Annotated in this window: 18 protein-coding genes; 8 read left to right on the top strand and 10 right to left on the bottom strand. The window is 73.2% G+C overall.

What is annotated here, in order from left to right; translation table 11 throughout:
• Positions 1-61 precede the first annotated feature (61 nt).
• Together ABZ621_RS22345 and ABZ621_RS22340 are read right to left on the bottom strand one after the other, a co-directional pair.
• Positions 62-1,642: an arabinogalactan endo-1,4-beta-galactosidase gene (locus ABZ621_RS22345; protein ID WP_360607139.1), complete on the bottom strand. Its 1,581-nt coding sequence runs from the start codon at positions 1,640-1,642 to the stop codon at positions 62-64.
• 238 nt (positions 1,643-1,880) lie between these two features.
• A complete protein-coding gene (locus tag ABZ621_RS22340; RefSeq protein WP_360607137.1) occupies positions 1,881-3,902 on the bottom strand; it encodes a beta-galactosidase in 2,022 nt (673 codons plus the stop codon).
• Between the two features lie 216 nt (positions 3,903-4,118).
• Between ABZ621_RS22340 and ABZ621_RS22335 the strand changes: the two genes are divergently transcribed.
• From ABZ621_RS22335 to ABZ621_RS22320, 4 genes are read left to right on the top strand one after another with little or no spacing between them, the layout of a single operon-like run.
• A complete protein-coding gene (locus ABZ621_RS22335; protein ID WP_360607135.1) occupies positions 4,119-5,435 on the top strand; it encodes an extracellular solute-binding protein in 1,317 nt (438 codons plus the stop codon).
• Positions 5,432-6,364 (top strand): sugar ABC transporter permease, encoded by a 933-nt coding sequence (locus ABZ621_RS22330; protein WP_360607133.1) that lies wholly within the window; start codon positions 5,432-5,434, stop codon positions 6,362-6,364. Before ABZ621_RS22335 ends, ABZ621_RS22330 begins: the two co-directional genes overlap by 4 nt.
• Positions 6,361-7,275, top strand: coding sequence for a carbohydrate ABC transporter permease (locus tag ABZ621_RS22325; protein ID WP_360607131.1), 915 nt, complete (start codon positions 6,361-6,363; stop codon positions 7,273-7,275). The genes ABZ621_RS22330 and ABZ621_RS22325 overlap by 4 nt, the downstream gene beginning before the upstream one ends.
• A 29-nt stretch (positions 7,276-7,304) precedes the next feature.
• Positions 7,305-8,330 carry a LacI family DNA-binding transcriptional regulator gene (locus ABZ621_RS22320; RefSeq protein WP_360607129.1) on the top strand — a complete coding sequence of 342 codons (1,026 nt, stop codon included), beginning with the start codon at positions 7,305-7,307 and terminating at the stop codon, positions 8,328-8,330.
• Here ABZ621_RS22320 and ABZ621_RS22315 read toward each other — a convergent pair whose 3' ends face one another.
• The 6 genes from ABZ621_RS22315 to rhaI are packed head-to-tail and all read right to left on the bottom strand — an operon-like array spanning position 8,331 to position 15,979.
• Positions 8,331-8,978 carry a lactate utilization protein C gene (locus ABZ621_RS22315; protein ID WP_360607127.1) on the bottom strand — a complete coding sequence of 216 codons (648 nt, stop codon included), beginning with the start codon at positions 8,976-8,978 and terminating at the stop codon, positions 8,331-8,333. It abuts the gene before it with no gap.
• On the bottom strand, positions 8,975-10,459 hold the full coding sequence (locus tag ABZ621_RS22310) for a LutB/LldF family L-lactate oxidation iron-sulfur protein (protein WP_360607125.1): 1,485 nt from the start codon (positions 10,457-10,459) through the stop codon (positions 8,975-8,977). The genes ABZ621_RS22315 and ABZ621_RS22310 overlap by 4 nt, the downstream gene beginning before the upstream one ends.
• The gene (locus ABZ621_RS22305) at positions 10,456-11,172 is read right to left on the bottom strand and encodes a (Fe-S)-binding protein (RefSeq protein WP_360607123.1); all 717 of its coding nucleotides are present in this window, start codon (positions 11,170-11,172) and stop codon (positions 10,456-10,458) included. The genes ABZ621_RS22310 and ABZ621_RS22305 overlap by 4 nt, the downstream gene beginning before the upstream one ends.
• The gene (locus ABZ621_RS22300; protein ID WP_360607121.1) at positions 11,172-12,695 is read right to left on the bottom strand and encodes a rhamnulokinase family protein; all 1,524 of its coding nucleotides are present in this window, start codon (positions 12,693-12,695) and stop codon (positions 11,172-11,174) included. The genes ABZ621_RS22305 and ABZ621_RS22300 overlap by 1 nt, the downstream gene beginning before the upstream one ends.
• A 14-nt stretch (positions 12,696-12,709) precedes the next feature.
• Positions 12,710-14,755, bottom strand: coding sequence for a bifunctional aldolase/short-chain dehydrogenase (locus tag ABZ621_RS22295; protein WP_360607119.1), 2,046 nt, complete (start codon positions 14,753-14,755; stop codon positions 12,710-12,712).
• A 57-nt stretch (positions 14,756-14,812) separates the two neighbouring features.
• Positions 14,813-15,979 carry an L-rhamnose isomerase gene (gene rhaI / locus ABZ621_RS22290; protein ID WP_360607428.1) on the bottom strand — a complete coding sequence of 389 codons (1,167 nt, stop codon included), beginning with the start codon at positions 15,977-15,979 and terminating at the stop codon, positions 14,813-14,815.
• 167 nt (positions 15,980-16,146) lie between these two features.
• Between rhaI and ABZ621_RS22285 the strand changes: the two genes are divergently transcribed.
• Positions 16,147-16,467: an L-rhamnose mutarotase gene (locus ABZ621_RS22285; RefSeq protein WP_360607117.1), complete on the top strand. Its 321-nt coding sequence runs from the start codon at positions 16,147-16,149 to the stop codon at positions 16,465-16,467.
• Positions 16,468-16,877: 410 nt separating this feature from the next.
• A complete protein-coding gene (locus ABZ621_RS22280; protein WP_360607426.1) occupies positions 16,878-17,888 on the top strand; it encodes a LacI family DNA-binding transcriptional regulator in 1,011 nt (336 codons plus the stop codon).
• Between the two features lie 21 nt (positions 17,889-17,909).
• On the opposite strand, the gene xylA is transcribed toward ABZ621_RS22280, so the two are convergent.
• On the bottom strand, positions 17,910-19,082 hold the full coding sequence (xylA, locus tag ABZ621_RS22275) for a xylose isomerase (protein ID WP_360607115.1): 1,173 nt from the start codon (positions 19,080-19,082) through the stop codon (positions 17,910-17,912).
• Between the two features lie 164 nt (positions 19,083-19,246).
• Here xylA and xylB point away from each other — a divergent pair, with 164 nt between their 5' ends.
• Positions 19,247-20,773 (top strand): xylulokinase, encoded by a 1,527-nt coding sequence (xylB, locus tag ABZ621_RS22270; RefSeq protein ID WP_360607113.1) that lies wholly within the window; start codon positions 19,247-19,249, stop codon positions 20,771-20,773.
• Between the two features lie 264 nt (positions 20,774-21,037).
• Positions 21,038-22,741 (top strand): FAD-dependent monooxygenase, encoded by a 1,704-nt coding sequence (locus tag ABZ621_RS22265; protein WP_360607424.1) that lies wholly within the window; start codon positions 21,038-21,040, stop codon positions 22,739-22,741.
• Here the strand turns inward: ABZ621_RS22265 and ABZ621_RS22260 are convergent.
• Positions 22,738-22,977, bottom strand: coding sequence for a hypothetical protein (locus ABZ621_RS22260; protein WP_360607111.1), 240 nt, complete (start codon positions 22,975-22,977; stop codon positions 22,738-22,740). The genes ABZ621_RS22265 and ABZ621_RS22260 overlap by 4 nt on opposite strands.
• Positions 22,978-22,989: the final 12 nt, after the last annotated feature.

Genomic DNA, 22,989 nt, shown 5'->3' with positions numbered 1-22,989 from the left:
TAGCACACGGATGAAGGGCCGGACTCCGTCGAGGAGTCCGGCCCTTCGGCGCGGGTCGGGTCTACCGGTGGGCGAACCAGGCAGCCGCCGGAAGCAGCCTGCTGTCGTAGTCGAACAGGGCCTGGTTCTCCCAGGCGTTGCCCGACGACGGGTCCGTCGGGTCCCAGCCGTTGCCGGTCACCGCCGTCCAGGCCGGCTCCCAGTAGACGACGCCGAGACCGCGGCCGCTCGGGACGGCCTCCACCACGTTCATCACGTCACGCAGCCACGCCGACTGGCCCGCCGAGGACGCCGGGTAGCCGGAGATCAGCTCCGACGACAGGTCGATGATGTTCTCGTGCGCGTCCTTGCTGTCCAGCCGGAACGGGTACGCCGTCTCCGCGACCATCACCTTCTTGCCGTAACGGGCCGAGACGTCGTCGAGGTTGGCCTGGAGCGAGGACAGCGCCCCGTGCCAGTAGCCGTAGAAGGACAGCGCGATCACGTCGTAACTCACGCCCTGCGCCGTGGCGTTGTCGAACCACGTGCGGTACAGCGTGTTGTCGCCGCCGTTCGCCAGGTGCAGCGCGATCTGGGTCGAGGACGACACCGCCTTCGCCGCCGAGATGCCGGAGTTCAGCAGCCCCGCGAACTGCGTCCAGTTGCTCGTCGACCCCTCGGGCCACAGCATGCCGGTGTTGATCTCGTTGCCGATCTGCACCATGTCGGCCGTGGTGCCCTGCGCCTTCAGCGCGTTGAGGACGTCATAGGTGTGGTTGTACACGTCCGTCTTCAGCTGCGTGTACGAGTGCCCCGCCCACGCCGCCGGCTTGGTCTGGGCGCCCGGGTCGGCCCAGATGTCCGAGTAGTGGAAGTCCACCAGCAGCTTCATGCCCTGCGCCTTGATGCGCTGGGCGGTGGCGAGGACCTGGGCCTTGGTGTTGTAGCCGTCGGCCGGGTTCACCCACACCTTCAGCCGCCCGTAGTTGGCGCCCGCGCCCTTGAGGAGCGCGACCGGGTCGCCGGCCGTCCCCGAGGCGTTCTTGTACGTGGCGCCGAAGTCCTCGTTCTTCTTCAGGGCGGACAGGTCCACGCCCTTCACGCCGAGCCCGGTCGAGCCCGAGGTGAAGGTGAGGTCGTCCACGTTGAGCCAGTTGCCCGCGTTCGCGTCGGAGTTGATGCTGACGGTGCAGCCGCCGCCGACCACCTTGACCGAGGTCACGATCCGTATCCAGGAGCTGGTGGTCACCGGCAGGTCGGTGCGCTGCTCGGCGGACCCGCAGTTGCGCAGGGCGAGATACGCGGCGTTCTGGCCGCCGCCGGAACGCACCCAGGCGCTCAGCGTGTACGTGCCGTCGGTGAGCCCGCTGAGGTACTGGTACGTCTCGACCTTGTACGCGGACGACGACCAGTGCGAGAGGCGGTGGCCGCCGCTGCGGCCGCCGGCCTCGGTGAAGGAGGCGGCGTTCTGCCCGGCGGCGGAGTACGTCGACCAGCCGGACGGCGTCGCCGTGCCGGTGCCGTCGGCCTCGAAGCCGGTGTTGGTGAGCGTGCTCGCGGCCACGGCCTGCTGCGCGGGCAGCGGGGCGAGCAGCAGCCCCGCGCCGAGCGCGGTGGCGAGAGCGGCGGAACGAAGCCGGAAACGGCCTCTGGTGGTACGCATCGTCGAGTCCCTTCGACGGTGACGGACGGGGGAGTGGTGGTGCTCGGGGTGGCGCTGTTCCTCGGGGACGGGATCGGGGTGGTACGGCTCACCCGGGGGCGGCGCAGCGGGTGCGTGCCGCCCCCGGGGAGATCGGGGGCCGGCCCCGTGGCGGGGCCGGGAGGGGAGGGGCAGGGAGGGGAGGGGGCAGGGCCGCCGGGCGGACGGCCCTGAGCCGTCCGGCCGTCGGCCCTGCCCGTCAGCCGTCCAGCCGGACGACCCGGACGCCGCCCGCCGGGACGGTGAGCGTGCCGCGCACCGCGCCGTCGGCGAGCAGTTCCGTGCCCGGGCCGTCCAGCGGGACCTTCGCCTCCGCGTCCGTGTGGTTGAGGACGAAGACGTAGTGGCTGTGGGCGCCGGCGCGGCGGACGACCTCGACGTCGCGCGGGAGCGAGGGACGGCCCGGGAGGCCGGCGTCCTCCGCGGCCGCCGCCACGATCGCGTCCAGCGAGGCCGCGTCGAGGCGGGTGGACACGTACCAGGCGGTGCCGCGCCCGAGCCGGTGCCGGGTGACGGCGGGTCCGCCGGCGGCGGGGCCGTCCGCGTACGTCCAGACGGTCTCGGCGCCGCGCGGGCGGACGAACTCGGTCCACACGTCGCCGGTGAGCGCCGCGCCGCCGGGGCCGGAGAGGCCGACCCGCTGGTGGTCGAGGAGCGGCGACCACTCGTCGACGGTGAGCCCGAGGACGTCGCGCAGGGCGCCCGGGTAGGCGCCGGGGTGGACGGCGTCGTGCTCGTCGACGATCCCGGAGAAGTAGGAGACGACGAGCGTGCCGCCGTTCTCCACGTACTCCCGCAGGTTCTGCCCGGCGGCCTCCGTCATCAGGTACAGCGCGGGGACGACGACCAGCGGGTAGGCGGACAGGTCGGCCTCGGGGTGCGCGAAGTCCACCGTGAGGTGCCGGTCGTAGAGGGTCTCGTAGAAGCTGTCGGCGCGCTCGCGGGCGTCGTGCGCCTCGTTCGGCCGCCACTCCAGCTTCTGTGCCCACCAGGACTGCCAGTCCCACAGCACGGCCACGTCCGGGACGGTCCGGCTGCCGCGGAGCTCCTCCAGGGCGCCGAGCCCGGCGCCGAGCTCGACGACCTCGCGCCAGATCCGGGTGTCGGTGCCGCCGTGCGGGACCATCGAGGAGTGGAACTTCTCGGCGCCGCGCCGGGACTGCCGCCACTGGAAGAACATGGCGCCCTCGGAGCCGCGGGCGACGTGGGCGAGGGAGTTGCGGGCCATCTCCCCGGGCCGCTTCGCCGGGTTGCGCGGCTGCCAGTTCACGCCCGAGGTGGAGTGCTCCAGGAGCAGCCAGGGCGCGCCGCCGGCGACGGAGCGGGTGAGGTCGGCGGCCATCGCGAGGTTGACGTGGGTGCGGCGGCCGTCGGTGATCAGGTAGTGGTCGTTGGTGACGAGGTCGACCTCGCGGCCCCAGGCCCAGTAGTCGATCGAGTCGCACTGGCTGAGCGCGGTCATGAAGTTGGTGGTGACCGGGACGCCCGGGGACAGCTCGTGGAGGATGTCCCGCTCCGCGCGGAAGTTCTCGCGGATGGTGGCGTCGGCGAAGCGCCGGTAGTCCAGCTGCTGGGCCGGATTGCCGACGGTCGGGGTGGTGCGGGGCGGCAGGATCTCCTCGTACGTGCCGTACCGCTGCCCCCAGAAGGCGGTGCCCCAGGCCTCGTTCACGGCCTCGACGGAGCCGTACGCGCTGTCCAGCCACCGGCGGAAGTGCGCGGCGCAGCTGTCGCAGTAGCAGGCGCTGACGGGGACGCCGTACTCGTTGTGGACGTGCCAGAGCGCGAGCGCCGGGTGGCCGGCGTAGCGGCGGGCCAGCTCGGTGGTGATCCGGGCGGCGGCCTCCCGGTAGGCGGGGGAGCTGTGGCAGATCGCCCCGCGCGAGCCGTACGTGAGGCGGACGCCGTCGGGGGTGACCGGCAGCGCCTCGGGGTGGGCGCGGTAGAACCAGGCGGGCGGGGCGACCGTCGGGGTGCCGAGGTCGACGCGGACGCCGTGGGCGTGCAGCAGGTCGAGGACCCGGTCGAGCCAGCCGAAGTCGTACCGGCCGGGCTCGGGCTCCAGGAGCGCCCAGGAGAAGATCCCGACGCTCACCATGGTGACGCCGGCCTCCTGCATCAGCCGCACGTCCTCCTGCCAGACGCTTTCCGGCCATTGTTCGGGGTTGTAGTCCCCGCCGAACGCGAGCCGGGTCAGGCCCTTGGGGGTCGTGGCAGACATGAGTCTCTCCTGAGCACCTGTGAAACGGAAGGGGATGTTCGATCGCCGTAGCTGTGAACGTACACACATCAGATTTCGAAGTGGCAACGCAACATAACCGCACAGGAACAACCATTGACAAGTGTCCGGAACGTTTCTCTACTGTGAACGCTCACAGATGCATGGTCGGCCTCTCCGTCCGATGGAGAGGCCCCTTTCGGTCAGGGAGAATCACCCATGCCCCAGCTCACGCGCCGCAGCCTCGCCGCCGCCACCGCCGTGCTCCTCGGCGCCACCGCGCTCACCGCCTGTGGATCCGACTCCGGCGACGGGACGGGCGCCGCGTCCGGCCCCGTCAAGCTCACCTACTGGGCCTGGGCGCCCGGCATGGACAAGGTCGCCGCCCTCTGGAACGCCAAGCACCCCGACATCCAGGTCACGGTGCAGAAGCAGGCCTCCGGCGACGACCTCGTCACCAAGATCATCACCGCGGCCAAGGCCCGCAAGGGGCCGGACCTGGTCCAGGCCGAGTACCAGGCCCTCCCCACCCTCGTCACCAACGACGCCCTCGCCGACATAGGCAGCGAGGTCCAGGGCGTCGAGAAGAAGTTCGCCCCCGGCGTCTGGCAGCAGACCACCCTCGGCGGCGACGCGGTCTACGCCCTCCCGCAGGACTCCGGCCCGCTGATGTTCTTCTACCGCGAGGACCTCTTCAAGGAGTACGGCCTCACCGTCCCCACCACCTGGGACGCCTTCGCCGAGACCGCCCGCGCGCTGAAGAAGAAGGCCCCCAAGAAGTCCCTCACCACCTTCTCCGCCAACGACGCCGGCCTCTTCGCCGGCCTCTCCCAGCAGGCCGGCGCCAAGTGGTGGACCTTCGAGGGCGACACCTGGAAGGTCGGCATCGACGACGCCGCCACCAAGAAGGTCACCGACTTCTGGGGCGGCCTGGTCGCCGAGGGCGCCATCGACAACCAGCCCATGTACACCCCCGCCTGGAACAAGGCCCTCGACACCGGCGAGCAGATCGCCTGGGTCTCCGCCGTCTGGGCCCCCGGCACCCTCACCACCGCCGCCCCCGCCACCAAGGGCAAGTGGGCCATGGCCCCCCTCCCGCAGTGGAGCGAGGGCGAGAACGCCACCGGCAGCTGGGGCGGTTCCTCCACCGGCGTCACCAGCCACTCCGCGCACAAGGAGGCCGCCGCCCAGTTCGCCGTCTGGCTGAACACCGACCCCGAGGCGCTCGCCGCCCTCGTCAAGGAGAGCGGCATCTACCCGGCCGCCACCGCCGCCCAGACCAGCGGCGCCCTCGCCAAGGCCCCCGACTACTTCGCCAACCAGCCCGACTTCTACACGAAGGCCGCCGAGATCGCGAAGACCACCGCCCCCGCCGCCTGGGGCCCCAACGTGAACGTCGCCTACACCGCCTTCAAGGACGAGTTCGGCAAGGCCGCCAAGGCCAAGACGGCCGCCGCCTTCGACAAGGCCCTCACCACCGTCCGCGACACCACGGTCGACGACCTCGACAAGCAGGGCTTCGAGGTCGCCAAGTGACGCAGCCCCCCAAGGGCGCGCGCCGGTCGTACGGGGTCAAGACGGCCCCGTACGGCTTTCTCCTGCCGGCCGCCGTCCTCTTCGCCCTCTTCTTCGCGCTGCCCATCGGCTACGCGGTCTGGCTCAGCTTCCACAAGGTCGAGATCAAGGGTCTCGGCCTCGGCAAGGGCGCCAGGTCCGAGGTCTGGGCCGGCCTGGAGAACTACGCCTCCGCCCTCACCGACTCCGAGTTCCTCGCGAGCGCCCTGCGCGTCCTCGGCTACGGCGCCATCGTCGTCCCCGTCATGCTCGGCCTCGCCCTCCTCTTCGCGCTCCTGCTCGACTCCGAGCGCGTCCGGGGCCGCTCCTTCGCCCGGCTCGCGATCTTCCTCCCGTACGCCGTCCCCGGCGTCATCGCCGCCGTCCTCTGGGGCTTCCTCTACCTCCCCGCCGTCAGCCCCTTCCACTACCTCCTGGAGAAGGCCGGCCTCCCGCAGCCCGACCTCATGGACGGCGGCCCGCTCTACCTCGCGATGTCCAACATCGCCGTCTGGGGCGGCACCGGCTTCAACATGATCGTCATCTACACCGCGCTGCGCGCCCTGCCCGCCGAGGTGTACGAGGCCGCCAAGCTCGACGGCTGCTCCGAGCTCCAGATCGCGCTCCGCATCAAGATCCCGATGGTGGCGCCGTCCCTGGTCCTCACCTTCTTCTTCTCCATCATCGCCACCCTCCAGGTCTTCAACGAGCCGATGACGCTCAAGCCGCTCACCAACGGCATCCCCTCCACCTGGAGCCCCCTGATGAAGGTCTACAACGACGCGTTCACCGGCGGGAACATCCACGCGGCCTCCGCCACGGCCGTCGTCCTCGCCCTCGTCACCTTCGCGTTCTCCTTCGCCCTCCTCAGGATCTCCAACCGCCGCACCACACAAGGAGCCAGCCGATGACCGGGCTCGCCTCCCCGACGCTCCGCAAGGCGCCCCCCGCGCCCGGCACCACCCCCGGCGTCCCGCAGGGGCCCCCGCGGCCCCGCCGCACCGCCCTGCTGCCCACCGCCGCCCTCGTCCTCGGCGCCCTCTACTGCCTGCTCCCCGTCGCCTGGGTCGTCGTCGCCGCCACCAAGGCCGACGACGAACTCTTCTCCACCTTCACCTTCCTCCCCGGCAGCGGCTTCGCCGACAACCTCGGCGAACTCACCTCCTACCGCGACGGCATCTACTGGAAGTGGATGGGCAACTCCGTCCTCTACGCCGGCCTCGGCGCCCTCCTGTCGACCGTCGTCTCCGCCTTCGCCGGCTACGCCCTCGCCGTGTACCGCTTCCGCGGCCGCGAGCTCTTCTTCAACGTCATGCTCACCGGCGTCCTCATGCCCCCGGTCATCCTCGCCATCCCGCAGTACCTGCTCATGGCCGAGGCCGACCTCACCGACAGCTACGTCTCCGTGCTGCTGCCGCTGATCCTCTCCCCGTACGGCGTCTACCTCGGCCGCATCTACGCCGAGGCCGCCGTCCCGATGGAGCTCGTCGAGGCCGGCCGCGTCGACGGCGCCGGCGAATGGCGGATCTTCAGCCGGATCGCCGTACCGATGCTCGCCCCCGGCCTGGTGACGATCTTCCTCTTCCAGTTCGTCGCCATCTGGAACAACTTCCTGCTGCCGTTCATCATGCTCGGCGACGACGAGAAGTTCCCCATGACCGTCGGCCTCTTCACCCTCCTCAAGCAGGGCGCCAGCCAGCCCGCCCTCTACACCCTCGTCATCACCGGCGCGCTGCTCGCCGTCGTCCCCCTGATCGCCCTCTTCCTCGTCATCCAGCGGTTCTGGAGCCTCGACCTGCTGTCCGGCGCCGTAAAGTCCTGAGCACAGGGGATCGAGGGGAAACACACAGCATGAGCACAGCAGCGAGCAGGCGCCGTCCCGCGACCATCCACGACGTGGCCCGCGAGGCCGGAGTCTCGCGCGGCACCGTCTCCCGCGTCCTCAACGGCGGCCACTACGTCAGCCCCGCGGCCAAGGCGGCCGTCGACGCCGCGATCCGCAGAACGGGGTACGTCGTCAACCGGCACGCCCGCTCGCTGATCACCGGCAAGTCCGACTCCGTCGCCTTCCTCCTCACCGAGCCGCAGGAGCGCTTCTTCGAGGACCCCAACTTCAACGTCCTCCTGCGCGCCTGCACCCAGGCCCTCGCCGACCGCGACATCCCCCTGATCCTGATGATCGCGGGCACCGAGGACGAACGCCGCCGCAACCTCCGCTACATCGAGGCCGGCCACGTCGACGGCGTCCTCCTGGTCTCCAGCCACTCCGGCGACCCCGTCGTGGCCCGGCTCCACGAGGCCGGCGTCCCCGTCGTCGCCTGCGGCAAACCGCTCGGCCAGACCACCCGCGTCGGGTACGTCGCCGCCGACGACCGCGACGGCGCCCGCGAGATGGTCCGCCACCTGTACGCCACCGGGCGCCGCCGCATCGCCACCGTCACCGGCCCGCTCGACACCCCCGGCGGCGTCGAACGGCTCGCCGGCTACCGCGAGACCCTCGCCGACCGCGGACTCCCCGTCGACGAGGACCTGATCGTCACCGGCGACTACAGCCGCGCCAGCGGCGCCGAAGGGGCCCGCGCCCTCCTGGAGCGGGCACCCGACGTCGACGCGGTCTTCGTCGCCTCCGACCTGATGGCCCAGGGCGTCCTCGACGCCCTCGCCCGCGCCGGCAAGCGGGTCCCCGAGGACATCGCCGTCGGCGGCTTCGACGACTCCCCGGCCGCGCTGGGCTCCCAGCCGCCGCTGACCACCATCCGGCAGCCCTGGGACCGGATCAGCGCCGAGATGGTCCGCACCCTCCTCGCCCGGATAGCGGGCGAGGACCCGGCGACCGTCATCCTCCCCACGGAACTGGTGATCCGCGAGTCCGCCTGATCACCCCGCCGTGCGCCGCGCGCCCCGGACCAGGACGACCTCCAGGGTCCGGGGCCCGTGCACGCCTTCGACCCGGTCCAGCTCGATGTCGCTCGTCGCCGACGGCCCCGAGATCCAGGTCAGCGGCCGCCGCAGGTCGAGCCTGGGCAGCGCCTCCGGCACGGAGGCGACGACCTGCTCCTCACGGACCACGCACACGTGCAGGTCCGGTACGAGGGTGAGGGCCCGCCGCCCCTGCCCAAGACCGCCGTCGAGGACGATCGTCCCCGTCTCGGCGACCGCGAGCGCGCACCCCGTCACCACGGCGTCGACCGCGTCCAGGGCCGCCGGGGTCAGCCCGTCGTCCGGTACGGGCTCCGCCGTCGCGGCGGCCGCCCACTCCGCGGGCAGCCCCGGCGGCACGGCGACACTCCGTGCCCCGCGCTCCCGGAGCAGCCGCGCGATCAGCGCGGGCAGCCCGGCCTCGTCGGTGCGGTGCACGTGGGCCCGGTAGTCGGCGAGGTTCTCGTGCAGCAGGTCGAGCACCGCGTCCGGGTCGTCCGGGGTGTGGCGGGCGAGGTACGTACGGGGCACCTCCGGCGCCTCGGGGGCGTCCGCGACGGCGGACCGGATCCGGGCGAGGATCCGCTCGCGGGAGTTCTGGCTCATGGGCGGTCTCCTGTGGGCTTGTCCGCGGACTCGCCGGCGGGTTCGTCCGCGGGCACTCCCGCGCGGTTCTTCCTCCACCAGTCCCGGAAGGGTTCGGCGGGCAGCTGGGGCAGGTCCCGGTGGTCCGTCCACTGGCGGGCGCCCGGCCCGGGCAGCTTCCTGGGGTGCAGCTTCCGCGTCCGCGACGCGACGCGCTCACCGGCCGCGAGGACACCGGGATGGTCGAGGACCCACCCGGCGGCCTTCATCGCCGCCTTCTCAAGGCGGTGTCCCTTCCCGCCCCGGTCGGCGACCTTCTCCCGCAGGTGCACCAGCACCTCCGGGATGTCGATGGCGACCGGGCACACCTCGTAGCAGGCCCCGCACAGCGAGGAGGCGTACGGCAGGGAGGCGTCGACCTCGCTGCCGGTGCCGCGCAGCTGCGGGGTGAGGATCGCGCCGATCGGGCCCGGGTAGACCGAGCCGTACGCGTGCCCGCCCGCCCGCTCGTACACCGGGCACACGTTCAGGCAGGCCGAGCAGCGGATGCAGCGCAGCGCCTGCCGGCCGACCTCGTCGGCGAGGGCGTCGGTGCGGCCGTTGTCGAGCAGCACCAGATGGAAGGTCCGCGGCCCGTCGGCGTCCGCCGTCCCCGTCCACATGCTCGTGTACGGGTTCATCCGCTCGGCCGTCGAGGAGCGGGGCAGCGTCTGGAGGAAGACCTCCAGGTCCCGCCACTCCGGCACCACCTTCTCCACACCCACCACGGAGATCAGCGTCTCGGGGAGGGTCAGGCACATCCGGCCGTTGCCCTCCGACTCCACGACGACGAGCGTGCCGGTCTCGGCGACCATGAAGTTCGCCCCGGAGATCCCGACCTTCGCCCGCAGGAACTTCTCCCGCAGGTGCAGCCGGGCCGCCTCCGCCAGCTCGGCGGGGGAGTCGGACAGCCCCTCCGGCGCCGGGCGTCCCCAACGGCCCATCTCCGTACGGAAGATGTCGCGGATCTCGCCCCGGTTGCGATGGATGGCGGGGACCAGGATGTGCGAGGGCCGGTCCTCGCCGAGCTGCACGATCAGCTCGGCCAGGTCGGTCTCGTAGGCGCGGATCCCCTCCGCCTCCAGGGCCTCGTTGAGGCCGATCTCCTGCGTGGCCATCGACTTGACCTTGACGACCTCCGTCTCGCCGGTCGCCTTCACGAGGTCCGCGACGATCCGGTTCGCCTCGGCCGCGTCCGACGCCCAGTGCACCGTCCCGCCCGCCGCCGTCACCGCCTGCTCCAACTGGAGCAGATACGTGTCGAGGTGACGGAGCGTCCGGTCCTTGATCCGCTTCCCGGCCTCCCGCAGCTCGGCCCAGTCGGCCAGCTCCGCGACCGCCCGCGCCCGCTTGTCGCGGATCGTGTGCGTGGCGTGCCGCAGATTGCCCCGCAGCCGCTCGTCCCGCACCGCCTCCCGCGCGGCCTCGGGGAAGGGGGGCATCCCCATGAAGACTCCGCTCACCGCCAGGGCTCCTCTTCCGTGCTCGCCAGGATCTCCGCCAGGTGCACCGCCCGCAGCGGCGCCCCCTGCCGGCTCAGCATGCCGCCGACGTGCAGCAGGCACGAGTTGTCCGCGCCGCACAGCACTCCGGCACCGGTCGACACCGCGTTCGCCACCTTGTCCGCGCCCATCGCCGCCGACACGTCCGGGTTCTTCACCGCGAAGGTGCCGCCGAAGCCGCAGCACTCCTCCGCCCCCGGCAGCTCCACCAGCTCCAGGCCCTTCACCGCCTCCAGGAGCCGGCGCGGCCGGTCGCCCAGGCCCAGCATCCGCAGGCCGTGACACGACGGGTGGTACGTGACCTTGTGCGGGAACCACGCGCCGACGTCGGTCACGCCCAGCACGTCGACGAGGAACTCCGTCAGCTCGTACGTGCGCGGCCCGAGCGCCGCCGCCTCCGGACCGAACGCCGGGTAGTGGTGGCGGACCATCGCCGCGCACGAACCCGACGGGACGACCACGTGGTCGTACCCCTCGAAGGCGCCGACCGTGCGCCGCACCAGCGGCCCGGTCTCCCGCCGGTAGCCGGTGTTGAACTGCGGCTGCCCGCAGCAGGTCTGCGCCGCCGGGAAGTCCACGTCCACGCCCAGCCGTTCGAGCAGCCGGACCGTGGCCACGCCCGTCGACGGGAAGACGGCGTCGTTGACACAGGTGACGAAGAGGGCGACGCGCATCAGCAGTTCCTCGGGGACGGTTCGAAGCGGGCGGCGGCCCGGTCCCAGGCGGAACCGTCGCCCTGCGGCTCGTAGTGTCGCAGGGGCTGGGTCCCGGCGACCAGGCGACGCACGGACGCCAGGTCCCCGACGAGACCCGCGGCCCGCGCCTGCACCAGCACGTTCCCCAGCGCCGTGGCCTCCACCGGGCCCGCCGTCACCGGCAGCCCCGACGCGTCCGCCGTCCACTGGCACAGCAGCGGGTTCCGCGCGCCGCCGCCCACCAGATGGATCCGGCGGAGCTCCCGCCCCGACAGCCCGGCGGCCTCGCGCAGCGTGCGCCGGTGTGCCACGGCCAGCGACTCCAGGACGCACCGCAGCACCGTCGCCGGGGACTCCGGCACCGGCTGCCCGGTGCGCCGGCAGTACGCCGCGATCCGCCCCGGCATGTCCCCGGGCGCCAGGAACTCCGGCGCGTCCGGATCGACCAGCGACCGGAACGGCCGCTCCTGCGCGGCCCGTTCGAGCAGGACCGGCAGGTCCACCACGTGTCCCCGCCCCTCCCAGGTCCGGCGGCACTCCTCCCACAGCCACAGCCCCATCACGTTCCGCAGGAACCGCACGGTGCCGTCGACACCCCGCTCGTTGGTGAAGTTCGCCGCCCGTGCGTCCTCCGTCAGTACGGGGCCCGGCAGTTCGAGCCCGGCGAGCGACCACGTACCGCACGAGACGAACGCGACGGCGCCGGCACCTGCACCGGCCCCGGACTCGGTGGCGGGGACGGCCACGACCGCCGACGCCGTGTCGTGCGAGGCGACCGCCGTCACCGGCGTCCCCGCCGGAAGCCCGGTGTACTCCGTCACGTACGGCAGCAGCGTCCCCGCCGGATCGCCGGGCGCCCGCAGCGCCGGCAGCAACCCCGGATCGATCCCGAGCCGGTCGAGCAGCGCCCCGGCCCACGTGCCGGCCCCGACGTCGAACAGCCCGGTCGTCGACGCGTTCGTCTCCTCCGCCCCGACCGACCCCGTCAGCCAGTACGTGAACAGGTCCGGCATCAGCAACAGGGTCCGCGCCGCGGCGAGTTGAGCCGAACCGGCGGCAGCGGCCAGCTGGAAGACCGTGTTGAACGGCAGGTGCTGGAGGCCGGTCGTACGGTACAGCTCCGCCGCGCCCCCGACCCGCTCCCACACCCCTTCCGCCACCCCGTCCGTCCGCGCGTCCCGGTAGTGGAAGGGTGCGCCGAGCAGCGCCCCGTCGGCGTCGAGCAGCCCGTGGTCGACCGCCCAGGTGTCCACCCCGACGGAGTCCACCGGCCCCGAACGGGCCGCCGTCCGCAGCCCGTCCAGGACCCCCTGGAACAGGCCGAGCGCGTCCCAGCGCAACCCGTCCGGCAGCCGGACCGGCACATTGGGGAAACGGTGCGCCTCGGTCAGTTCCAGGACGCCGGGACCGACCCGGCCGACCATGACCCGCCCGCTGGTGGCCCCGAGATCGGCCGCAGCGAAGGACCCGGTGCGCCCGCTGGACGAAGGAAGACCGCTCATCGAACGAAGACCGCTCATCGCAGGAAGGCCGCGGCGACGCCCGCGTCGACGGGCACGTGCAGACCGGTCGTGTGGGTGAGGTCCCCGCCGGTGAGCGCGAAGACGGCGTTCGCCACGTGCTCCGGCAGCACCTCCCGCTTCAGCAGCGTCCGCTGGGCGTAGAACTCGCCGAGCTTCTCCTCCTCGATGCCGTACGTCGCCGCCCGCCGCGCCCCCCAGCCCCCGGCGAAGATCCCCGAACCGCGCACCACCCCGTCCGGGTTCACGCCGTTCACCCGGATCCCGTGCTCGCCCAGCTCGGCGGCGAGCAGCCGGACCTGATGGGCCTGGTCGGCCTTGGTCGCCGAGTAGGCGATGTTGTTCGGGCCGGCGAAGACCGCGTTCTTCGACGCGATGTAGACGATGTCACCGCCGAGCCCCTGGGCGGTCATCACCCGGGCCGCCTCGCGGGAGACCAGGAAGGAGCCACGGGCCATGATGGAGTGCTGGAGGTCCCAGTCCTCCGCCGTGGTCTCCAGGAGCGGCTTGGAGATCGAGATCCCGGCGTTGTTGACCACCAGGTCGACCCCGCCGAACGCCAGCAGCGCCTCCCGGAAGGCGGCTTCGATCGCGGTCTCGTCCGTCACGTCCACCGTCACGGCCACCGCCCGGTCGGGCCCGCCGAGTCCGGCCGCGACCTCCGCCGCGCTCCCGGCGTTCACGTCCGCCACGACCACGCACGCGCCCTCGGCCGCGAGCCGCGCCGCGATCGCCCGCCCGATGCCGCTGCCCGCGCCGGTCACCAGCGCCACCCGGGTCGCCAGCGGCTTGGGCCTCGGCATCCGCCGCAGCTTCGCCTCCTCCAGCTCCCAGTACTCGATGCGGAACTTCTCAGCCTCCTCGATCGGGGAGTAGGCCGACACCGCTTCGGCGCCGCGCATCACGTTGATCGCGTTCACGTAGAACTCGCCCGCCACGCGGGCCGTCTGCTTGTCCTTGCCGAAGGAGAACATCCCGACCCCGGGCACGAGCACGATCGCCGGGTCGGCGCCCCGCATCGGCGGCGAGTCCGGCAGCGCGTGCCGGCGGTAGTAGGCCGCGTACTCCTCGCGGTAGGCGGCGTGCAGCTCCCGCAGCCTGGCCACCGTCTCGTCGAGGGGCGCGGCGGGCGGCAGGTCGAGGACGAGCGGCCGCACCTTGGTGCGCAGGAAGTGGTCGGGGCAGGAGGTGCCCAGGGCGGCCAGGCGCGGGTGCTCGGAGCGGGACACGAAGTCGAGGACGGTCGCGGAGTCGGTGAAGTGGCCGACCTGCGGCCGGTCCTGGGAGGCGAGGGCGCGGACGTACGGGGCGAGCGCGGCGGCCCGCTCCCGGCGCAGCCGCTCCGGCAGCGGCTCGTACCCGTCGACGACCGGCCCGAAGGGCTCGGGGCGGCCCCGCTCGGCGAGGAAGGCCTCGGCGGTGCGGACGAGGTGCAGCGCGTTGCGCTCGCACTCCTCGGAGGTGGCGCCCCAGGCGGTGATGCCGTGCCCGCCGAGGACGCAGCCGATCGCCTCCGGGTGGGCGTCCCGGACGGCGGCGATGTCGAGCCCGAGCTGGAAGCCGGGCCGCCGCCACGGCACCCAGGCCACGGTGGGGCCGAAGCACTCCGCCGTCAGCTTCTCGCCGTCGGCGGCGCAGGCCAGCGCGATGCCCGCGTCGGGGTGCAGGTGGTCGACGTGCGGCGCGTCGACCAGGCCGTGCATGGCGGTGTCGATGGAGGGGGCCGCGCCGCCCTTCCCGTACAGGCAGTGGTCGAAGGCGGCGACCATCTCGTCCTCGCGCTCCACGCCCGGGTAGACGGAGGCGAGGGCGCGCAGCCGGTCGAGCCGGAGGACGGCGAGCCCGTCCTCGGTGAGGGTGCCGAGGTCGCCCCCGGAGCCCTTCACCCACATCAGCTCCACGTCCCCGCCGGTGACCGGGTCGGGGGCGGAGCCCTTCGCGGAGGCGTTGCCGCCCGCGTAGTTGGTGACGGTCGGGTCGGAGCCGAGGCGGTGGGCGCGGGCGAGGAGGGCGGCGACCTCGGGGTGGGTGCCGGAAGTCATGACGGTCTTCTTTCCTGAAGTCCTGGAAGGGGAGGTGTGGGGGAGGGGAGGAGGGGGCTAGGCGCCCCAGCCGGCCTGGGCGCCGCCGACGCGCTCGGCGGCGACGCGCTCCAGGCGTCCGGAGCGGAGGGTCGCGGCCACCGGGTCGGGGTCGAGGCCCTGCTCCTCGCGGAGTTCGCGGAGCAGCGGGCGTACGTCGGTGTTGTAGGCGTCCATCAGGACGGCGTTGGCGGCGAGCACGTCACCGGCGGCCTGGGCGGCGGAGAGCGCGTCGGCGTCGACGAGGAGGGCCTTCGCGGTGGCCTCCTGGACGTTCATCACGGAGCGGATGACGGCCGGGACCTTCGCCTCGATGTTGTGGCACTGGTCGAGCATGAAGGCGACGTTCGTGGCCGCGTCCAGTCCGCCGTTCCTGACGACCTCGTGCATGATCCGGAAGAGCTGGAAGGGGTCGGCGGAGCCGACCATGAGGTCGTCGTCGGCGTAGAAGCGGGAGTTGAAGTCGAAGCCGCCGAGCTTCCCCTCCCGCAGGAGGAACGCGACGATGAACTCGATGTTGGTGCCGGGTGCGTGGTGTCCGGTGTCCACGACGACCCGCGCCTTCGGGCCGAGCGTGAGGCAGTGGGCGTAGGCGGTGCCCCAGTCCGGGACGTCGGTGGTGTAGAAGGCCGGCTCGAAGAACTTGTACTCCAGGAGCAGCCGTTGCTCGTCGCCGAGTCGCGCGTACACCTCGGCGAGGCACTCGGCGAGCCGGTCCTGGCGGGCGGTGATGTCGTCCTGGCCGGGGTAGTTGGTGCCGTCGGCGAACCACAGCTTCAGGTCCGTCGACCCGGTGGCGTCCATGATGTCGACGCACTCCAGGAGGTGGCCGACCGCCTTGCGGCGCACCTTCGGGTCCGGGTGGCAGACGCTGCCGAGGCGGTAGTCGTCCTCCTGGAAGGTGTTGGAGTTGATGGCACCCAGCTCCAGGCCGCGCTCCTTCGCGTACGCGCCGAGGGCGGCGTAGTCGTCGACCCGGTCCCACGGGATGTGCAGGGAGACCTTCGGGGCGACGCCGGTGCGGGCGTGCACCTCGGCGGCGTCGTCGAGCTTCTCGTACGGGTCCCGGGGCACGCCGGGCTGTGCGAACACCTTGAAGCGGGTGCCGGAGTTCCCGTAGCCCCAGGAGGGGGTCTCGATCCGCTGGGCGGCGAGGGAGGCCTTCACGGCGGCGATGTCGGGCATGTCCACCTCGGTGTGTTCAGTCGAGTTCAATGAATCGATTCAGTCGCCTGGGAAACTAGCCTGCACCCAAGGTGTCGTCAAGGTTCTTGACCGCGGAGGCGACGGGGATCTAGCGTCCGGGAGCGAGGATTCTGAAACATTTCAAGCCGAGAAGCCATGGAGGCGTCGTGCAGAGGGTCTGCTTCCTGCTGAAGGTCCGCGCCGGGCGGACGGAGGAGTACCGGGCGCGCCATGCCGAGGTCTGGCAGGAGATGCGCGAGGCGCTCGCGGCCTCCGGCTGGCACAACTACTCGCTCTTCCTCCGCGAGGACGGCCTCCTCGTCGGCTACCTGGAGACCGAGGACTTCGAGCGGGCGAAGGCCGCGATGGAGGCCACCGAGGTGAACGCCCGCTGGCAGGCCGAGATGGGCGGCTTCTTCGAGGAGCTCGACGGCCGGCGCCCGGACGAGGCGATGCGCCCCCTGACCGAGGTCTTCCACCTCGCGTGAGCGGAGCCGCATAGGATGCGACAGGTGGCGGCGACCCCGCACGGACGGGGCGGAACGGGCAGGACGGACGACCAGGTGGCACGCAGGTGGAACGGGTGACGGGCCCCGCGCACGACGCCGGGAAGACCGGGGACGGCCGACCGGCCGGCAGACGGACGACGACGGCCCGGACGGCGGCCGGCGAGCCGACCACGGGGCAGCCCCCCGCAGACCGGCCGACCACCGGGATGCCCCCCGCCGGGCAGGCGCCGGTCGGGCAGGCAGCCCCCGGTCGGGCGCCCGCCGGGCAGGCGCCCATCGGCCAGGCCGCCCCCAGCCAGGCGCCCGCCGGGCAGGCGCCCGCCAGGCAGTCGGCCCCCGGGCGGAACCCCGCCGCGCACACCCCCACCACGCCCCCGGCCGCCGGTCGGATCGTCGGCATCAAGGATGTGGCGCGGGAGGCCGGGGTCTCCGTCGGGACGGTGTCCAATGTGATCAACCAGCCGGACCGGGTCTCCCCGTCCACCCTGGAGCACGTCCGCCGGGTGATCGACCGGCTCGGTTACGTCCGCAGCGAGTCGGCCCGCCAGCTCCGGGCGGGCCGCAGCAGGATCATGGCGCTGCTCGTCCTCGACATGGGCAACCCCTTCTTCGTCGACATCGCGCGCGGCGCGGAACGCACCGCCCGCGCCGCCGGGCTCGGCGTCATGGTCTGCAACAGCGACCAGAACCCGGCCGACGAGGCCGACTACCTCTCCCTCTTCGCCGAACAGCGGGTCCGCGGCGTCCTCGTCACCCCCGCCGACGCGGGCGGCGGGAACCTCCGCGACTTCGGCCGCCACGGCATCCCGTACGTCCTCGTCGACCGGGTCGGCGGGGACGCCGGCGGCTGCTCGGTCTCCGTCGACGACGTCGTCGGCGGCTCGCTCGCGATCCGCCACCTCGTCGCCACCGGTCACCGCACCTTCGCGTACGTCAGCGGCCCCGCCCACCTCCAGCAGGTGCGGGACCGCCGCGAGGGCGCGCTGCTCGCCCTGGCCGAGGCCGGTCTGCCCGCGACCGCGCTCCGGGAGCTCCCGGCGGAGCGGCTCGACGTGGCCTCGGGCCGCGACGCCGGTTCCCGGGTCCTCGGCCTCGCCGACCGCCCCACCGCCGTCTTCTGCGCCAACGACCTGCTCGCGCTCGGCGTCCTCCAGGCGCTGTACGCGGCCGGCGTGCGGGTCCCGGAGGACATGGCGATCGTCGGCTACGACGACATCGAGTTCGCGGCGGCCGCGACCGTGCCGCTCACCTCCGTGCGCCAGCCGGCCCTGACCCTGGGGGCCCGGGCCGCCGAACTGCTCCTGGAGGAGACCGGCGAGGCGGCGGCCGGCCACCGGCACCAGCAGGTGGTGCTCCAGCCGGAGCTGGTCGTCCGCCGCTCCACCCTCACCACCCGCTGACGCCGCCCCGGGGGCGCGGGCTCAGCGCCGTACGCCGAGCAGGTGCTCCAGGGCGAGCTGGTCGAGGCGCTCGAAGGCCATCGAGCGCGCGGCGGCCGCGTCGACGTCGAAGGTCTCGTAGGCGGTCGGATCGGCCAGCAGCTCCGCGAGGCCCTCGGGCGCGGTCGGCACGGCGAGCTCCGGCAGCCGGGAGGCGGCGAGCGCCTCCCGCACCTCGGCGTCGGCGCGGAAGGCGGCGGCCCGCTCCTTGAGGATCAGGTAGTTGCGCATGCAGTTCTTCGCCGATTCCCAGACGCCGTCGAAGCCGTCGGTGCGGACCGGCTTGAAGTCGAAGTGGCGCGGCCCGGTGTAACCGGCGGATTCGAGCAGGTCGACCAGCCAGAACGCCTGCCGCAGGTCGCCGGCGCCGAAGCGGAAGTCCTGGTCGTACTTGATGCCGGACTGGCCGTTGAGGTCGATGTGGAAGAGCTTGCCCGCCCACAGCGCCTGCGCGATCCCGTGCGGGAAGTTGAGCCCGGCCATCTGCTCGTGCCCCGTCTCCGGGTTCACGCCCACGAGTTCGGGCCGCTCGAGGCGCTCGATGAAGGCGAGCGCGTGCCCGATCGTGGGCAGCAGGATGTCGCCGCGCGGCTCGTTCGGCTTGGGCTCGATCGCGAACCGCAGGTCGTACCCCTGCTCGGTGACGTACTGGCCGAGCAGGTCGAAGGCCTCCTTCATCCGGTCCAGGGCCACCCGCACGTCCTTCGCCGCGCCCGACTCCGCGCCCTCGCGCCCGCCCCAGGCGACGTAGGTGGTGGCGCCGAGCTCCACGGCCAGGTCGATGTTCCGGATCGTCTTGCGGAGCGCGTAACGGCGGACGTCCCGGTCGTTGGAGGTGAAGGCGCCGTCCTTGAAGACCGGGTGGGTGAAGAGGTTGGTGGTCGCCATGGGGACCTTGAGGCCGGTGCGGTCGAGGGCGTCCCGGAACCGCTTCACGACGGCCTCGCGCTCCGCCTCGGGCGCGCCGAACGGGATCAGGTCGTCGTCGTGGAACGTGACGCCGTACGCCCCGAGTGCGGCCAGCCGCTCGACCGACTCGACCGGGTCGAGCGCGGGCCGGGTGGCGTCGCCGAAGGGATCGCGGCCCTGCCAGCCGACGGTCCACAGGCCGAAGGTGAAACGGTCCTCGGGGGTGGGGGAGAAACGCTCGGGCATGGGCGGATCCTTCTCTGGCGGGCCGCTGCCTCGCTGCTGACGAGCTGCGGGCGGATGCTGGCGGCCGGATTTGTTTTCTGAGATAACTAATATGCCACGGGCGCCTGGGAACGCCAGACCGCAGGGCCATGGAGACGAGAAGAAGAGAGAGAAGAGGTGAGGGCATGCCGCCCGTGAACCGCTCGGCCGCGAGCGCCTCGGCCGCGAGGGGCTCGGCCGCGACCGGCTCGATCGTGATCGGCGTGGACAGCTCCACACAGTCCACCAAGGCCGTCGCCGTCGACACCGCCACCGGCGAAGTGCTCGGCCTGGGCCGCGCCCCGCACACCGTCACCGGCACGAACGGCGCCCGCGAGAGCGACCCCGAGGAGTGGTGGACCGCCCTGGTCACCGCCGTCCGCGCGGCCGTACGCGAAGCGGGCGCCGCCCCCGCGCAGGTCACCGCCATCGCCGTGGCGGGACAGCAGCACGGCCTCGTCGCCCTCGGCGCGGGTCACCGCCCGCTGCGCCCCGCCCTCCTCTGGAACGACACCCGCTCCGCCCCCCAGGCGGCCGCCCTCACCGACGCCCTCGGCGGCCCGAAGCCCTGGCTGGACCGCACCGGCTCCGTCCCGGTCGCCTCCATGACCGCCGCCAAGTGGCAGTGGCTGCGTGAACACGAGCCCCACCACGCCGAGGCCACCACCGCCGTCCGCCTCCCGCACGACCTGCTCACCGAACGCCTCTCCGGCGAGGCCGTGACGGACCCCGGCGACGCCTCGGGCACCTGCTGGTACGCCCCCGCCGACGCCGCCTACGCCCCCGAACTCCTCGACCTCCTCGGCCTCACCCCCGCGCACCTGCCGACAGTGGCCCCCACCGGCGCCACCCGCGCGGGAACCCTCACGGCGGCGGCCGCCGAGGCCCTGGGCCTGCCCCGCACGGTCGCGGTCGCGGCCGGCACCGGCGACAACATGGCCGCCGCCGTCGGCCTCGGCCTCGGCGCCGCCGGCCTCCTCGACCACCCCGTCGTCAGCCTCGGCACCTCCGGCACCGTCTTCGCCGCCACCCGCGCCCGCCCCGCCGACCCCGCCCTCGCCGGCTTCGCCGCCACCGACGGCACGTACCTCCCCCTCGGCTGCACCCTCAACTGCACCCTCGCCGTCGACCGCTTCGCCACCCTCCTCGGCCTCGACCGCGAGGACGCCCTCCCCGGCGGCGAGACCGTCGTCCTCCCGTACCTCGACGGCGAACGCACCCCCGACCTCCCCGCCGCCTCCGGCCTCCTCACCGGCCTGCGCCACGCCACCGACCCCCGCGCCGTCCTCGGCGCCGCCTACGAAGGCGCCGCCTTCACCGTCCTGCGCGCCCTCGACGGCCTCCTCACCGCCTGCGGTCTCGACCCCACCGACCCCTCCGTCCGCACCCGCCCCCTCCGCCTCATCGGCGGCGGCGCCCGAGGCCGCACCTGGACCGACACCATCCGCCGCCTCTCCGGCCGCCCCCTCGTCCTCCCCACCGCCACCGAACTCGTCGCCCTGGGCGCCGCCGCCCTCGCCGCCGCCACGACCACCGGCGAGGACCCCGTGGCCATCGCCACGGCCTGGGGCACCGGCACGGGTGACACGCTGGATGCGATCCCCCGGGACACCGAGACGTGGGACCGGATCGAGGAGGTGCTGGCGGCAGCGAGGACGGGATTGCTGGCCTGACCGGATCCTGGATCCAAAATCCTGGATCCAGGCTCATGGATCCGAAATCTTGGATCCAACGTCTCGGATCCGATGTCCCGGATCCGAGATTTCGGATCCAGCATCTCGGATCCAAGGTCTTGGACCCGACCGCTCGCATCCGGGAGGTTGGATCCAGCCTCAACTGGCGCCCCTCCCCGCCCCGGCGTGACCATGGGACGGAAGGCAACGATCCGTTCGGGGGCCGCACGCCCTGGAGGCGCCGTGACAGACAGCAGGCCGTCCGTGGCGCGTTCGGGAGGGGCCGAGGTGTTGGTCGTCGGGGCGGGGCCGGTGGGGCTGACGGCTGCGCTGGAGTTGCGGCGGCAGGGGGTGGCGTGCCGGATCGTCGACCGGTTGCCGGAGCGGCTGCCGTATGCGAAGGCCGTCGGTGTCCAGCCGAGGACGCTGGAGGTCTGGGACCGGATGGGGATCGTGCGGGCCGTGCTGGAGGCGGCGGTGCCGATGCGGGGGCAGTACGTGTACGTCGACGGCGCCGAGCGCGGGCGTTTCGATCTGGTGCTGCCGCCGGAGGTGCCGTACGGCTTCGCCGCGCTGCCGCAGTACGAGACGGAGCGGCTGCTGGAGGAGGCGCTGGTCCGGCACGGCACCCGGATCGAACGCGGCACCGTCCTCGACGCGTTCGAGCAGGATCCGGACGGGGTCACCGCCCGGCTCACCGACGCGGCGGGGGTCGGGGAGGAGCTGCGGGTCGGGTACCTGGTCGGGTGCGACGGCGCGCACAGCACGGTCCGCAAGGGGCTCGGGCTCCCGTTCGAGGGCGGGGCGTTCCCGGAGGCGTACATGCTGGGCGACGTGGAGGTCGACTGGGACCTGCCCGAGGGGTACGGCCTGCGCTCGATGCTGCTCGACGACGCCGGGGCCGTCGCCGACGTCCTCGTCTGCATCCCGCTTCCCGGCCGGCGCCGCTACCGCATGTCGATGCGCGTCCCGGACGCCGCGCCCGGAGCGTCCGCCCCGCGGGGGTCCGCGGCCGACGGGATCGCGCACGGGCTCGACGGCGGCGGCACGGCGCCGGGTCTCGCCGACATCCAGGCCGTGCTCGACCGGCTCTCGCCGCGGCGCACCACCGCGTCCGCGCTCCGCTGGTCCTCGGTGTTCCGGATCAGCCACCGGATCGTGGACCGGTACGGCGAGGGCCGGGTGTTCGTCGCCGGGGACGCCGCCCACATCCATCCGCCGACCGGCGCCCAGGGCATGAACACCGGCGTCCAGGACGCGTACGACCTCGCCTGGCGGCTCGCGCTCGCCGTCGAGGGCAGCGCCGCGCCCGGCCTGCTCGCCGGATACGACGCCGAGCGCCGCCCGGTCGGGGAGGAGGTCGTCGGCCGCACCGTGCGGCACGCCACCGCCGGCGGCGTACAGGCCGCCGCGGACGACCCGGACGACCCGGACGACTCCCGGACCCTGATGCTCCGTGAGGCGCAGCTGCTCGTCGGTTACCGGGGCAGCCCGTCCGTCGACCCGTCGGACGACGGCCCGCGCCCCGGCCCGGGGGACCGCGCCCCCGACTGCGGCGGCCTCCTCGGTCCCATCGCCGCCTACCCCGTCCGGCTCTTCGACGTCCTCCGCGACCGGCGGACCGTCCTTCTCCTGTACGGGACGGGGTACGGCTCCGGGGGCGTCGCCGGGCGCGACGAACTGGCGGCGACGGCGTGGCGCGCCACCGGCGGCCGCGTGGACGTCTGCGCGCTCGTCCCGCCGGACGCGCCGAAGGCCGTCCGCGACACGGGGCCGATCCCGGTGTACCGGGACGCGGCGGGGGAGTTCGCGGTCCGCTACGCGACCGGGGGAGGGGACCGGAGCATCGCCTTCGTGGTCCGCCCCGACGGCCACCTCGGCGCCCGGCTCACCGCCCCGGACCCGGCCCGTCTGGCCGCGCACCTGGCCCGTGTCTTCGCCGCCCCCGACGGCGCGGCGGCGGCCTAGGCCTCCTTACCGCCCGTCGAGTCCGTCGAGTCCGTCGAGTTCGCAGACTCCGCAGACTCCGTCGCGGCGTCCTTCTCGGCGTCCTTCTCGTCCGTGTCGTCGGGGCGCTGTTCCGCCTTCGCCGTGGCGAACTCCGCCGCCGCCGAGTAGGTCTCCGGTACCGACAGCATCGCGGCCACACCACGCGCCGCCGCACCGGCCGCACGCACCACTGCCTCCGCCAGTTCCTCCACCATCACGGCCCCCTC

The organism is Streptomyces sp. NPDC007863 (assembly GCF_040633895.1).
Lineage (GTDB): Bacteria > Actinomycetota > Actinomycetes > Streptomycetales > Streptomycetaceae > Streptomyces.
The sequence above is the reverse complement of the archived record's forward strand: the minus strand, read 5'-3'. Positions and strand labels throughout refer to the sequence as shown.

Bases quoted from the DNA above. Each gene is read 5' to 3' on its own strand.
- xylB (WP_360607113.1), top strand. From the start codon at position 19,247: ATGCCGCCCGTGAACCGCTCGGCCGCGAGCGCCTCGGCCGCGAGGGGC.
- ABZ621_RS22315 (WP_360607127.1), bottom strand. From the start codon at position 8,978: ATGAGCCAGAACTCCCGCGAGCGGATCCTCGCCCGGATCCGGTCCGCC.
- ABZ621_RS22305 (WP_360607123.1), bottom strand. From the start codon at position 11,172: ATGCGCGTCGCCCTCTTCGTCACCTGTGTCAACGACGCCGTCTTCCCG.
- ABZ621_RS22340 (WP_360607137.1), bottom strand. From the start codon at position 3,902: ATGTCTGCCACGACCCCCAAGGGCCTGACCCGGCTCGCGTTCGGCGGG.
- ABZ621_RS22345 (WP_360607139.1), bottom strand. From the start codon at position 1,642: ATGCGTACCACCAGAGGCCGTTTCCGGCTTCGTTCCGCCGCTCTCGCC.
- ABZ621_RS22335 (WP_360607135.1), top strand. From the start codon at position 4,119: ATGCCCCAGCTCACGCGCCGCAGCCTCGCCGCCGCCACCGCCGTGCTC.
- xylA (WP_360607115.1), bottom strand. From the start codon at position 19,082: ATGCCCGAGCGTTTCTCCCCCACCCCCGAGGACCGTTTCACCTTCGGC.
- ABZ621_RS22295 (WP_360607119.1), bottom strand. From the start codon at position 14,755: ATGACTTCCGGCACCCACCCCGAGGTCGCCGCCCTCCTCGCCCGCGCC.
- ABZ621_RS22260 (WP_360607111.1), bottom strand. From the start codon at position 22,977: ATGGTGGAGGAACTGGCGGAGGCAGTGGTGCGTGCGGCCGGTGCGGCG.
- ABZ621_RS22320 (WP_360607129.1), top strand. From the start codon at position 7,305: ATGAGCACAGCAGCGAGCAGGCGCCGTCCCGCGACCATCCACGACGTG.
- rhaI (WP_360607428.1), bottom strand. From the start codon at position 15,979: ATGCCCGACATCGCCGCCGTGAAGGCCTCCCTCGCCGCCCAGCGGATC.
- ABZ621_RS22300 (WP_360607121.1), bottom strand. From the start codon at position 12,695: ATGAGCGGTCTTCCTTCGTCCAGCGGGCGCACCGGGTCCTTCGCTGCG.
- ABZ621_RS22325 (WP_360607131.1), top strand. From the start codon at position 6,361: ATGACCGGGCTCGCCTCCCCGACGCTCCGCAAGGCGCCCCCCGCGCCC.